Annotated in this window: 11 protein-coding genes; 6 read left to right on the top strand and 5 right to left on the bottom strand. The window is 63.8% G+C overall.

The window, feature by feature from the left end:
- Nucleotides 1-255 precede the first annotated feature (255 nt).
- The 4 genes from GTH22_RS03480 (at nt 256) to GTH22_RS03465 (ending at nt 5485) form a co-directional block, all read left to right on the top strand.
- On the top strand, nt 256-2097 hold the full coding sequence (locus GTH22_RS03480; protein ID WP_252943213.1) for an NAD(P)/FAD-dependent oxidoreductase: 1842 nt from the start codon (nt 256-258) through the stop codon (nt 2095-2097).
- A gap of 257 nt (nt 2098-2354) precedes the next feature.
- Nucleotides 2355-3527 (top strand): C4-dicarboxylate TRAP transporter substrate-binding protein, encoded by a 1173-nt coding sequence (locus GTH22_RS03475; protein WP_252943212.1) that lies wholly within the window; start codon nt 2355-2357, stop codon nt 3525-3527.
- Nucleotides 3528-3618: 91 nt separating this feature from the next.
- On the top strand, nt 3619-4128 hold the full coding sequence (locus GTH22_RS03470) for a TRAP transporter small permease (protein ID WP_252943211.1): 510 nt from the start codon (nt 3619-3621) through the stop codon (nt 4126-4128).
- Nucleotides 4129-4180: 52 nt separating this feature from the next.
- Nucleotides 4181-5485 (top strand): TRAP transporter large permease, encoded by a 1305-nt coding sequence (locus tag GTH22_RS03465; RefSeq protein WP_252943210.1) that lies wholly within the window; start codon nt 4181-4183, stop codon nt 5483-5485.
- A 41-nt stretch (nt 5486-5526) separates the two neighbouring features.
- On the opposite strand, the gene GTH22_RS03460 is transcribed toward GTH22_RS03465, so the two are convergent.
- On the bottom strand, nt 5527-6555 hold the full coding sequence (locus GTH22_RS03460; protein WP_252943209.1) for an amidohydrolase: 1029 nt from the start codon (nt 6553-6555) through the stop codon (nt 5527-5529).
- 221 nt (nt 6556-6776) lie between these two features.
- Here GTH22_RS03460 and GTH22_RS03455 point away from each other — a divergent pair, with 221 nt between their 5' ends.
- Nucleotides 6777-7574 carry an SDR family NAD(P)-dependent oxidoreductase gene (locus tag GTH22_RS03455; RefSeq protein WP_252943208.1) on the top strand — a complete coding sequence of 266 codons (798 nt, stop codon included), beginning with the start codon at nt 6777-6779 and terminating at the stop codon, nt 7572-7574.
- On the opposite strand, the gene GTH22_RS03450 is transcribed toward GTH22_RS03455, so the two are convergent.
- The 3 genes from GTH22_RS03450 to GTH22_RS03440 all read right to left on the bottom strand — a co-directional run bounded on the left by GTH22_RS03450 (nt 7575) and on the right by GTH22_RS03440 (nt 11049).
- Nucleotides 7575-8600: an NAD(P)-dependent alcohol dehydrogenase gene (locus GTH22_RS03450; RefSeq protein WP_252947559.1), complete on the bottom strand. Its 1026-nt coding sequence runs from the start codon at nt 8598-8600 to the stop codon at nt 7575-7577. It abuts the gene before it with no gap.
- Nucleotides 8601-8618: 18 nt separating this feature from the next.
- Nucleotides 8619-9410, bottom strand: coding sequence for an enoyl-CoA hydratase/isomerase family protein (locus GTH22_RS03445; RefSeq protein ID WP_252943206.1), 792 nt, complete (start codon nt 9408-9410; stop codon nt 8619-8621).
- 130 nt (nt 9411-9540) lie between these two features.
- Nucleotides 9541-11049 carry a class I adenylate-forming enzyme family protein gene (locus GTH22_RS03440; protein ID WP_252943205.1) on the bottom strand — a complete coding sequence of 503 codons (1509 nt, stop codon included), beginning with the start codon at nt 11047-11049 and terminating at the stop codon, nt 9541-9543.
- Between the two features lie 227 nt (nt 11050-11276).
- Here GTH22_RS03440 and GTH22_RS03435 point away from each other — a divergent pair, with 227 nt between their 5' ends.
- Complete coding sequence (locus tag GTH22_RS03435) at nt 11277-11939, top strand: TetR/AcrR family transcriptional regulator (protein ID WP_252943204.1); 663 nt, start codon at nt 11277-11279, stop codon at nt 11937-11939.
- Here GTH22_RS03435 and GTH22_RS03430 read toward each other — a convergent pair.
- Entirely contained in the window at nt 11933-13099 is a 1167-nt protein-coding gene (locus GTH22_RS03430; protein WP_252943203.1) for an ABC transporter substrate-binding protein, read from the bottom strand. The genes GTH22_RS03435 and GTH22_RS03430 overlap by 7 nt on opposite strands.
- Between the last annotated feature and the right edge of the window lie 37 nt (nt 13100-13136).

The following is a 13136-nucleotide window of genomic DNA, read 5'->3' as shown; positions in this document are numbered from 1 at the left end:
CTGAATCGCAAGCAAGCACCTGTTTTGAATATGTTTTTCAGAAACACCCGCAGAGCTTTCCGCTGCCCCGGATCCGCATATGTCTGCCTGCCGCCCCACCCCGCGCAGCCCTCGGCGCGTGATTGACAGCTCGAGGCTCAGACCCTGAAGTGAGGCCAGTTTCATAGGGCGTGAAATCGTTGAGCGAAAGGCTCCGAGCCCAAGAGGCGCTCCGCGTCTCCGCCCGTCTCCGCGCATTGAGAGGATACAAAGATCATGGCCGACACCGCAGCTCCCACCCCGGACCCAACCCTTGCGGCAGATATCGAAAGCATAGACATCGAAGCACTGCGCGCGAAATACCGCGAGGAGCGAGACCGCCGTCTGCGGAAGGACGGTCTAAAGCAGTTCGTCGAAGTCGAAGGGGCCTTTCGCAAATACGTCGAAGACCCCGATGCAACGCCGGGCGCCAGCCGGGCGCCTCTGTCCGATCATGTCGACCTACTGGTCGTCGGCGGCGGCTGGAGCGGCATGTTGGCCGCCGTTCGGGCACTACAATCGGGCATCCAGAACGTCCGGATCGCCGACAATGGCGGCGGCTTCGGCGGCACCTGGTATTGGAACCGCTACCCCGGCGTCCAATGCGACATTGAATCCTACATCTACATGCCTCTGCTGGAAGAGACCGGCTACGTCCCGAAGGAGAAATACTCATTCGGGAAGGAAATCCGCGAGCACGCCGACCGGGTGGCCAAGCACTTCGGGCTGGAGGAGCGCGCCCTGTTCCACACCCAGATCACCGGCCTGCGATGGAGCGACGAGGACGCCCGCTGGCAAGTCAGTTCGAACCACGGCGACAGCTTCACCGCCAGCCATGTGGTGCTGTCCTGCGGTAGCCTCAACCGCCCCAAACTGCCGGGCATCCCCGGCATTCTCGACTTCGAAGGCAAATCCTTCCACACCAGCCGCTGGGACTATGACTATACCGGCGGCGACACCACGGGGAACCAGCACAAGCTTTCCGACAAGCGCGTGGCCCTGATCGGCACCGGCGCAACCGGCATTCAGGTGGCGCCCTTCATCGCCAAGAGCGCAGAGCATCTCTATGTGATCCAGCGCACCCCTGTCGCTGTCGGCCCACGAGGCAACAAACCGACCGACCCGGCATGGCAAGGAAGCCTCGGCGAAGGCTGGCAGGAAGAGCGCAGATCCAACTTCCAGAAGCTCGTCTCGGGCGTTCCTCAGGAGAAGGATCTCGTCAGCGACGGCTGGACCGATCTGATGAAGATCCTCGGCGCCATCGCCTTCCGCGTCCAGAGCCACGACGACATGACCGATGAAGAGCGCGATCGGTACATGGAGATCGCCGACGCCCAGAAGATGAACGAGATCCGCTCCCGGGTCGAAGAGTTCGTGCAGTCCGAGGACACCGCCGAGGCGCTCAAGCCGTGGTATCGCTTCTTCTGCAAGCGCCCCACCTTCAACGACAACTACCTGCCCATGTTCAACCGCTCAAACGTAACCCTGCTCGACACGCAGGGCCGGGGCGTGGAGCGGATCACCGCCAAGGGCCTCGTCATCAACGGGCAGGAGGTGGAGGTGGATTGCATCATCTTCGCAACCGGATTCGAGGTCGGCACCGAGTATACCCGCCGCGCCGAGATCGAGGTCTACGGTCGTGATGGCCTGCCCCTCAGCACCCATTGGGCCGACGACTACCGCACCCTGCACGGCGTCACCTCCAACGGCTACCCGAACCTCTATTTCATGGGGCCCGCGCAGGGTCCGGGCGACGTGAACTACCTCTACCCCGCCGAGCTTCAGTCGCAATATATCGCCCGTATCCTCAAGCAGGCCAAAAGCGTCGGCGCCTCGGTCGTGGAGCCGACCGACGAGGCAGTCCAGGCCTATGTCGACCACTTCCGCGAGGTGGCGCTCGACAACATGGATTTCTACCGCGAGTGCACGCCCAGCTATTACAACAACGAGGGCGACCCGAGCAAATATCGCGGGTTCCTGTCACAACGCTACGGCGGCGGCTTCGCCAAATATCGCGAGATGGTCCTCACATGGCTCGACGAGGGCATGCCCGGCCTGAAGATGACCGCGCTGGACTGACCCACCCGAGCCGCCCAGGCCCGGGCAAGGGGGAAGCTGCAATGCTCCGTTGCGACCTACGTTGTTGGAAAAACGCCTTCCGCGACTGAGACTTGTCAGGCGAAAACCCGTCCCGGGTGGCCTCGAAAGCTCACCGAGCGTCCACCGCCCGACGTGCTCGAATACACCTTGCTCCCTGCGGGGCCGGCGACACAGCCGGAGACCGGGAGCAGGACGAATGACGAACGAAAAACAGTTTTGAATCTTGGGAGGAACAGATGCAAACGAAAATCCTAAAACGGGCCTGGAACTGGGCGGCACGGCGCTCGATGATGGCAAGCGCCGCCGCGCTCTGCTGCCTTGCTCCGGCGGCGCAGGCTGAAATCCGGTTTTCCATTCCGCAGGCCGATGCCAACGCGGTGACCAAGGCCATCGCCAAGAACATCGCCTATCTCAACGAGAACAGCGATATGGAGATCAAGCAATACGGCGAGGCGCTGCTCAAGCAGTCCGAAGTTGCCGGTGGCCTTCGAGACGGCATTGTCGGCATCGGCTTCGTGGTAACGGCCTACCTGCCGGCCGAATATTCCGAGATGAACCTGATGGCCAACCTCTCGATGCTGGCCACCTCGGGCACGCCCGCGAAATCGCCCGGCGCGGCGGCGACCGGCGCGATGATGGAATATGTCCTGCTGAACTGCCCAGAGTGCCTCGCCCAGTTCAAGGCGCAGCGACAGGTGTTTCTGTCCCCCGGCTCCACCAACCCCTACGACCTGCTCTGCGAAGGCTCGGTGACGACCCTGGAAGAGCTGAAGGGCAAGAAAATCCGCTCCGGCGCCGCAAACTTCGGCCGCTGGGCCGAGTCGGTCGGCGCCACCACGGTCTCGATCCCCTCCGGCGACGTGTTCGACGCCATGTCGCAAGGCGTGCTCGACTGCAACATGCTGAGCACCGCCGACATCGTGTCCAACGGCCTGCTCGACGTGGTGGATACCGCCCTCCTTGGGGTGCCCGGCGGCGTCTATTCCGGATTTGCCAGCAACACGGTCAACATCGACACATGGATGAGCCTGTCCGAGGAGAACCGCAAACTGCTCTTCAACACCTCGCCCGTTCTCGCGGCTGACATCAACGTGGAGCAGCACAACAACCTCGCGCAGGCCACCAAGGCTGCCACCGAGGCCGGCATCACCATCAACGAGATCGGCGAGGATCTGCGCCAGCACACTGCCGACTTCGTGCAGGCCGATCTGGCCATCATCGCCGAGCAATTCAAAAGCCAGTATGGCGTGAGCGATGTCGATCGCAAGATCGAGCTGGCCGCGTCCTTGATCGAAAAGTGGAAGGGCCTCACCAACGAGATCGACCTTATGGACCGCGACGGCTACGCCGCCCTCTATCAGCAAGAGATCTACTCCAAGATCGATCCCGCGACCTACGGCATGGACTGACCATCGCCCGCGCAAGCGATCCCCTCAAACCTGCGCCTCACTCCGAACGGACACCCCGGGGTGAGGCCCCTCTTCCGCCGAAGGCACTCCCATGACCAGCGCCCCGAAATCTTCGCTGTTGGAAACGCTCACGATCGCCGTGGCCGGCACTGTCGTGGCGGTCATGATCCTCCATATCTGCATTGACGTGATCGGCAAGTTCTACTTCGGCGCCCCTGTGGTGGGCACCATCACCATCGTCACCGAGTATTACATGCCGGTCATCACCTTCATCCCGCTCGCGCTGGTGCAGAAGTATGACCAGCACATCGCGGTCGAGGTCTTCACCGGCAACCTACCGCGGCTTTTCCAGCGCCACCTGCGGGCCTGGATCAACCTGTTTTCCTGCGTCATCTTCGCCCTGCTGGCCTACTACGGCTGGGGCGAGGCGATGACAAAGTTCCGCTCTGGCGCGTTTCTCATCGAAGGCGGCATGCGCTTTGAAACCTGGCCCGGGCGGTTCTGCCCGCCCATCGGTTTCGGCCTGATCTCGGCCTATCTGCTCGCCCAGTTCTATTGGTACATCCGCGGCACCGACAGGCCCGCCGCGGTCGAGGAGTGATCCGCCAGTGCCGCGCCCTGCCTCCTCAATCCAGCATCACAGGTAACACCAGATGAATGAAGCAATCGGGTTCATCGGCCTTGCCGCCCTCTTCGTCATGATCGCGGTCCGCGTGCCAATCGGCATCGCGCTGATCACCGCATCTTTCGGGGGGATTTGGGCGCTGATCGGGCTTCCTGCGGCCACCAGCACATTGAAGATCGCACCCTACGGCTTCGCCGCGAACTGGCAGTTGAGCTCGGTGCCGATGTTCCTCTTCATGGGCTTTCTCTGCTACCACGCAGGCATTACCCACGGGTTGTTCAACGCCGCGCGCGTCTGGCTTGTGCGGCTGCCCGGAGGGCTTGCCATCGCCAGTGTCTTCGGCTCGGCCGGCTTCGCCGCGATTACCGGCTCCTCGGTCGCCTGCGCTGCGGCCATGGGGCGCATCGCGGTGCCCGAGATGCTGCGCTCCAACTACAGCCCGAGCCTTGCCACGGGCACCGTCGCCGCCGCCGGCACGGTCGGCGCGCTGATCCCGCCCAGCATCATCTTCATCATCTTCGGCATCCTCGCCGAGCAGCCCATCGGCAAGCTGTTCCTCGGCGGCGCCATGGCGGGCCTCCTGACGGTCCTCTCTTACATGCTCGTGATCGTCATCTGGGTGCTGCTCAAGCCCTCTGCTGCCCCGCGCCTCACCGAGCAATACACCATCCGCGACCGCGTGCGGACCCTACCCTCCATCCTCCCCGCCATCGTGCTCGCGGGGGCGGTTTTCGGCGGCCTCTTCACCGGCCTGTTCACGCCCACCGAGGCCGGAGCGGTCGGATCGGGCATCTCGATCCTCGTCGCCCTCTTCATGCGCACCCTGACCTGGGTCAATTTCCGCAAATCGCTGGTCGAATCCTTCACCACCTCTGCGACCCTCTTCATCATCGCCATCGGCGCCAACATGCTGACCCGCTTCGTCTCGCTGAGCGGCGCCGACGAGGGCATCGCCGCCTTCGTCATCCAGATCAGCGGCGATCCCATGCTGCTGCTGGCCTTCATCGCCCTGATCTACCTTGTCCTCGGCATGTTCCTTGACCCGACGGGCGCGATGCTGCTCACCCTTCCCATCCTCATCCCGGTCGCGGCCAATGCCGGGTTCGATATGATCTGGTTCGGCGTGATCATCGTCAAACTGCTGGAGATCGGGATGATAACGCCCCCTGTCGGGCTCAATGTCTTCGTGATCAAGTCAGTGCTCGGCGAAGGCGTGACCCTTGGCACGATCTTCAAGGGGGTGGTCTATTTCCTAATCGCTGATGCAATCGTTCTGCTGCTGCTCATCGCCTTCCCCGACATCGTGTTGCTGCTGCCCGAGATGTTCGGCTAGCGACCCCTCTCCGGGGCCGCCACCGGCGCCCGCAGCACCTCTCAGATCCGGTAGAACCGCCGCGCCGTGCCCCCCATGAAGGCAGAGGCCTCCTCCGGGCCAAGTTGCCCGGCCAGCCGCTTCATCGCATTCACCTGGTTGGGGAGCGACATTGCCGCCTTGTCGACCGGGAAATTCGAGCCGAACATGCAGCGCTCCGGCCCGAAGGCCTCCAGACAATGTTCCGCCCATGGGGCAAACTGCGCGGCAAGGGCCACCGAGCCCGGCGCTTGCGCCCCGCCCTCCCGCGCCACCAGCCCGATACGGGTGATCGCGAAACCGCCGATCTTGATGAAGACGTTGTCAAACGCCGCCAGTTTCGAAATCCCCGCCGCCCACTGCTGCCTCACCTCCGCGCGCCGTTCGCCATACCGACCGACATGTATCGGCGCGCCGCAATGGTTCACCACGATGGGCAGGTCCGGCATCGCGCGGGCAAGCTCTGCAACCTCCGCCAACTGGGTATGGAACAGGTAGACATCCAGCGAAAGCCCGAGCCTTTGCAGCGCATCAATTGCCGCCCGGCAGTCCTTCTGCCCCAGAAATCCCGGCGGCGTGCCGCCCGGTCCGTAGGTTGCCGCCGGATCATCGTCCCAGGCGGCCCGAATGCGCACCCCGCGAAACCGCCCTGCCCCGGCCTCGATCTGGCCCTCCAACACCGGCATCACCCCATCGCCAAGTGTGGCATCCACCCAGCCGACAATGGCCGAACCAAGCCGGACCCCGCCGGACGGCTGCGCCTCCGCCTGCGCCCGCGCAAACTCGACCTCGCCAATCGGCCGTTCTGCCGCCGGGCCGGTTTCGCGATAGCCCATGGTGCATTCCACATAGACCGCCTCCGCGATCCCCGCCGCGCGGGCGTCGGCACCGTAGCTGTCGCCAAAATATGGCGGGTCGCTGAAATCCCAGAGGTGGATGTGAGAATCCACAACCTCATAGGGCACAGGCAATGGCGCTTCCACGCCCTGCGCCAGCCAGTTTGTATCGGTCGGCGGAACATGGGGCTTCTTCTTCGGGGCGAGTGCAGACATACGTCCTCCTGATGCTCAAGGTGCGGGTCGATCTGCAAGGGCGGGGTCCGGTGTTGCGGGCCGCCGGCATGACCACCACCGCCATGGCGCAAAGGTATCGGCGCACCCCGCCCCTGCGCAGCCCGAAAGCTGCAAACGATGTTTGCAGAACCGGGGTTTGAGATTCTGCCCCGCCCGCGCTTCGCTTCGCAGCAGAACCGGCGCGGAAGGGAAAAAGCACCATGTCTGAGCAAAACGTGGCCATCGTCACCGGCGGCGCGGGCGGCATCGGCCTTGCCACCGCCCGCCTGTTGGGCCGCGACGGCCATGCCGTCGCCCTCGTCGAACCCACCCGAGAGCGCGCCGAAGCCGCTGCCAGCGCCCTGAGGGAGGCGGGCATCGAAACCATGGCCCTTGGCTGCAACGTCGCCGATGCAGCAGAGGTCGAACAGATGATTTCTGAAGTGATCGGCTGGAAAGGCCGCCTCGACCTGCTGGTCAACAATGCCGGGCTGTCCCAGCACGCGGCATCGCTCAAGGTCTCGCCGCAGGAGTGGCAGCAGCTCATTTCCGTCAACCTCGAAGGCGTGTTCCTGTGCGCCCGCCACGCCCGGCCCGCCCTGCGCTCCTCCGGCCATGGGGCGATCGTCAATGTCGCCTCGGTGTCCGGCGTGCTCTCGATTCCCCAGCGCGCCGCTTACAACGCCTCCAAACACGGTGTCGTCGGCCTGACCCGCTCCTTCGCCGGAGATCTCGCGGCCGACGGGATACGGGTAAACGCCGTTGCCCCCGGCATGATCCATACGCCGATGACGGCGGGCTATCTCGATGAGCCGGAGATGCAGAGCGCGCTCGAGGCCTCTATCCCGCTGGCGCGGGCCGGACGCCCCGAAGAGATCGCCGAAGCCATCGCCTTTCTGGCCTCGCCCAAAGCCTCCTACATCACCGGCGCGGTGCTCGTGGTCGATGGCGGATTTTCCGTCGAGAAAAGTTTCGCGCCGCGCTCGGTAACAGGCTTCTCCAAATTACCCAGCGGGTGATCAGCCACCGCCTGCGGGCGCGATGGAGATCACCACCTTGCCAAAATGCCCGCCCGCCCGCATCAGCGCAAAGGCTTCCTCGGCCTGCTCCATCGCAAAGACCCGATCCACCACCGGACGCATCTTGTGTAACGCGATGGCCCGGTTCATTTCAGCGAAGCCTTCGCAACTGCCCACCGAAATCCCGATCAGCCGAATGGCGCGTCCCACGATCAGCTTCGGGTCAAGCCCCTGCCCCTCGGTCACGAAGCCCACGCAAACGATGGTGCCTCCGGTGCGCACCGAGAGCGCCGAGTTGGTGAGCGTGCCGGTGCCACCGATCTCCACCACCGCATCCACGCCATCACCGCCCGTGAGCCGCCGCACCGCCTGATGCCAGTCTGGCTCTGCGGTGTAGTCAATCACCTCATCGGCGCCAAGCTCCAGCAGACGGGCGCGCTTGGCCGGGCTGCTGGTGGTCTGGATCACCCGCAATCCCATGATCTTGGCAAATTGCAGAGCCATCACCGAAACCCCGCCCGAGCCGAGCAAAAGCACGCTCATGCCGGGCCGAAGCTGTGCCGCCTCGCACAGCGCCGTCCATGCGGTCAGCCCCGCGCAGGGCAGCGTTGCCGCCTCCTCGTCGCTCAGGTGGGGCGGCACCTCGATTGCCGCATGCGCTGGCACAACGGCATATTCCGCCAGCATGCCCGGCAGGTTCGCCCCGAACGAGCGGCCCCGCGCCGTGGCCGTGATCGCGCCGCGTTGCCAATCGGGAAAGAACGCCGCCGCAACCCGCTGGCCAATCCGCTCTTCCGGCACGTCCGGGCCGGTGGCCACGATCCGCCCCGCCCCGTCCGAAAGCGGAATCTCCCGCCCCGGCGGCGCGTTGTAGAAATTCTGCATGACCAGCAGATCGCGGTAATTCAACGATGCCGCCCCAAGGCGGATCAGCACCTCGCCCTGCCCCGGTTCGGGCGTAGGCCGCTCAACATGGTAAATCCGCCCATCCCCGGCACCGGGATCAATCTCGCAGGCGCGCATCATCGAAAGCACCGCGCGCCCCTAACCCAAATCTTTCATCGTGCCGGTGTCGGGCTTGTGGTCGATCGCCGCAAGCGCCTCAACCGCCAGCCCTGTTTCCAGCCCCTCCGCCAGCAGCCGCTTGAAGCGCTGCGTGAGAGCAACCCTTGTGTAGCGCAGGGTCAACGTCGAATGCGCTGCCATGGCGTGAGCCAGTTCCATGGCCCGGTCCATCAGCCTGTCGGCGGGCAACACCTCGGAGACGGCGCCGAATTCCAGCGCGGTCTTCGCGTCCAGCTCCTGCCCCGTCAGCAAGAAATACCGGCCCCGGTTGAAGCCAAGCAGGTTGGTCCAGACCACATGCGCCCCGTCCCCCGGCACGATCCCCGAAACGAAATGCGGCGCGTCCTGAAACATCGCCGTCTCCGAGGCCAGAACCACATCGCTCATTACCGGGATCTCCGGGTGGAAGATCGCCGGGCCGTTGACCGCGCTGATCACCGGCACCTCGATGTCCATCAGATTCTTCAGCAGACGCCGCCCCTCCCAGTAGACAACATCCCATTCCGCCGAGTTCGAGAGCTTGAAACTCGCCGCATCGATGCCGGTGCACCACGAATCTCCGGTGCCGGTCAGCACCACCACCTTGTTGGCCCGGTCCGCGCCGATATCGGTGAACAGCCAGCCCAACTCGTTGTGCACTTGCGAACTCCAGATCAGCGGGCCGCCATCGGTGTGCAACCGCACAAGCAACACGCCCGCCTCATCGCGGCTGAGTTTCACGCAGTCATACTTGTCCTTGTAGCGCTCGAATGCGGTGTCAGGGGCTGGCATGTCGGTTCTCCTCCTTGGTTACGCAAACCCTAAGCCGCCCTCCAGCGCACGGGAATGACCCGGCGCTGCAATATTGCGTTGCAAGGTTAGCGCTGCACGGCGCCCGGGCTCGCCCGATCCGAAGCGGCGCTCAGGTCGCAGCCAGCTCCCCGCCCATAGCCTTGCGCAGCTCCGATTTCAGGATCTTGGCGTAATCGCTCTTGGGCAGTTCATCCATGAAGCGATAGAGTTTGGGGCGCTTGAAGCGGGCGATGTGGTTGCAGACATGCTCATCGAGCTCCGCCTCGCCCACCTCGGCCCCGCCTGCCCTGACCACGCAGGCCACAACCGACTCGCCCCACTCCGGGTCAGGAATGCCGATCACCGCAACCTCTGCCACGGCAGGATGGGTCAACAACGCCTCTTCCACCTCACGCGGATAGATATTGGTGCCGCCGCTGATGATCATGTCCTTGGAGCGATCGACAACATGCAAGAGCCCGTCCGGATCGCAAAAGCCGAGGTCACCGGTGCACAGCCAGCCCTCGCGCAGCGCCTTGGCGGTTGCCTCCTCGTTCTTCCAGTATCCCAGCATAACCGCCTCGCCCTGCGCGCATATCTCCCCGGTCTCCCCGAACGGCAGCTCTTCGCCGCTGTCCGGATCGCAGATCCGGAAGGCATAGCCGGTGCGCGGATAACCGCAGGATGAGAGCAACCGCGCGGACTCCGGCAAATCCGTGCGATGCAGGCGCTGAGGCAATCCACTCACCGTCATCGGACTCTCGCCCTGCGCGAAAAGCTGAAACAGGCGCGCTCCGAACACACCGATCGCGCGCTCGAGGTCGGCCACATACATCGGCGCACCGCCGTAAACGATGGTCTTCACGTTCTCGAGTGGCACTTCCGATCCGCCCCATGCCGCCACCAGCCGGTTGAGAATGGTCGGCACCGCGAAGAGCGAGACCTTCTCGTTATCGCGCACCACTTGCTCCGCCTCGGCAATGTCGAAGCCCGCAGAGATGACCACATGCGCGCCCTTGAGCAACGCCGCCAGCAGGTAAAGGCCCGCCCCGTGCGAGGCCGGGGCCGCAACCAGCATCGTATCGTCCGGGCCAAGCTGGTCGATATCCGCATAATAGGCATTCGCCATCGCCAGCAGGTTGCGGTTCGAAAGCATTGCCCCCTTCGGGCGTCCGGTGGTGCCTGAGGTGTAAAACAGCCAGGCCAGATCTTCCGGTGCGGTTTCCGCCAGCGCCTTGATCGGCTCCGTGCCAAGCAGGCCCTCATAGGCCGCCCCGCCGCAAGCCACCGTCTCCACATCGCTCTCCAGATCCGGCACCCCTGCACTGGTAAAGACCAACCGGGCCTGCGAGTTCTCCAGAATATGCTCGACCTCCCGGGCATGCAGCTTCGCGTTGACCGGCACAACGACCAGCCCCGCGGCCCATGCCCCGATCAGCAGCTCGGGATATTCGCCGCAATTGTGCATCTGAAGCAGCACCCGGTCGCCGGGCAACAGCCCCCGCTCCAGCAAGCCCGCAGCAAGCCGCCGCGCCCTGTCCGCCAGCGTGCCATAGGTCACCGTGCTGCCTTGAAAGCTGATCGCCCGCGCCTCCGGCTGAGATGCGGCGGCGTTCAATATCAGAGTGCCGAAGTTCATCTTGAACTCCCCGTATTGAGGGTTTTCAGTTGCCCGAACGCTACTTCCCTTGCGCCTTTGGAACAACATCAGGACTTGACGATCCCGGCCCGGAGCTCGCAAAGCAGCATTACGTGAATCTGCCAACTCGCCCGTCCTTAGCAGGGGAAAAACTGCTAACCTCACCCTACAACCCCTCTGCCCGGACCTGCCGGGCCTGTGACTCTTGCTATTGAAGGACTGTGGATTTGAAAGCCGCCAGCGCGTTTGACCGGGAAGACCTCCGTCGCCGCCGGAAGGAAGAAGTTCTTCGAACCGCCGCGATGGCCTTCAGCAAGAACGGGTTCGCCAATACCTCGATGGGTGACGTGGCCTCCAGCCTCGGAATCTCCAAGGCGACCCTCTACCAGTATTTCGACAGCAAACAGGCCATCCTCTACGAATGCCACGTGGTCTCCATGCAGCACGGCGAGTCCGGTCTCGAAATGGCGGCCAAACACAGTGGCAACGGTCTTGAGAAATTCCTGATCTATCTGCGCCGCTACATGCAGGGCGCCTTTGGCGAACTGGGAAACCTCGCCATGCTGACCGATGTGAACTCCCTCGCCCCCGAACTGCGCGAGGTCGTGGTCAAACGGCGCGCCGCTATCAGCCATGCCACCGACGAACTGATCGAACAGGGCGTCTCCGACGGCTCGATCCGGCCCTGCGATCCCAAGATCGGCAAGCTCTTTTCCATGGGCGTCGTCAATTGGATTCCGGCTTGGTACAGCAATGACGGCGCGCGCTCAGCCGATGAATTCGTCGAAGCCTTCATCGACCTGTTCCTGCGCGGCTTTCAGGCCGATACCAGCGAAGCGCGGGCGTCCTTGCCCGAAAGCCATGCTTCCGGGCAAGCCAGCCGTCAGTAGTCGACTGCTTCGAACTCGGTCATCGGCACGAAGGCCGTATTGGCAAAGTCGTTTCGGATGATCCGAACCTTCTGATCCGAGAAGCGCACACCGGGGCCAAAGGTCGTTGGCGCCATCGCGCCGGTCTCGATGTCCTTGGCGCCCTCCAGCTTTTCGATCACGCAGGCCTGCGTCAGCTCGGCCTCGCATTGGGCCATCGCATCAAACAGCACCTTCGCCCCGGCATAGGCCGCCAGAGTCGTGCGGTTGACAGCGGCCCGCTCATCCGCGCTCAGGAACTCATCCGCCAGCTTCAGGATCGGCTGCGCGGCGCTCTCGTCCAGAACCGAGGTATATTCGGCAAAGACGGCATCCTGAGCAGGCGCGCCCATCAGGTCGCGGACGGCGTCAAGGTGGATGGTCCACATCATACCGAAGTCGATATCCAGCCCGAACTTCACCGCCTCGCGGGCAATCGAAACGTTCTCGGTCGAGATCGCGCCGGAAAACAGCGCCGTTGCCCCAGCCTGTTTGACCCGCAGCATCTCTGCCGAAAAATCCTTCTGGCCCCGGTTGTAACGGATCGTCAGCGCGGAGTCCTTGCCGAGCTGCTCCAGCGCCCGCTCGGCACCTTCGACGAGGTTGTCGCCGAAGTCGTCATTCTGCACGATGATCGCCCAAACTGCATTGGGGTCTTGGGAGTCGATGTATTTCACCGTCTGGAACGCGAGCTGCGGATAGCCCTGCCCAATTGAGAAGATGTTGTCTCGTGGAGGGGTCCAGAGGTTGGTGTTGTTGACGAAGGTGTTCATCATCACCACCGGCGCCTCGTCGATCATGTCGACCACACCGAGCGAGCCCGCGCTGCTGGAGGTGTTGAGGATCGCAAAGACCTTGTCCACGTCGATGAGCTTGCGCACCGTCTGAACCGTGCGCGACGGCACGTAGCCGTCATCTTCCTGGATCAGCCGAACAGTGCGCCCGCCGATCCCGCCATTCGCGTTGACCTCGGCCACCGCCAGCTTGGTGCCGATCGCATGGGCCAGCCCGACGCTCGCCGCCGGGCCGCTCAACGGATCGCTCTCGCCGATCACGATCTCCGTATCCGACACCCCTTGTTGCTGCGCCCATGCTCCAGACGCGGCCAGCGCCATCGCGGCACCTATCAGCAGTTCTCTCATTGGTCTTCCTCCCTTTGAAGCACCCCGCCTTGAGCGC

The organism is Oceanicola sp. 502str15 (genome assembly GCF_024105635.1).
GTDB lineage: Bacteria > Pseudomonadota > Alphaproteobacteria > Rhodobacterales > Rhodobacteraceae > Vannielia.
Note: the sequence above shows the minus strand (reverse complement) of the source record. Positions and strands in the feature narration are given on the sequence as shown.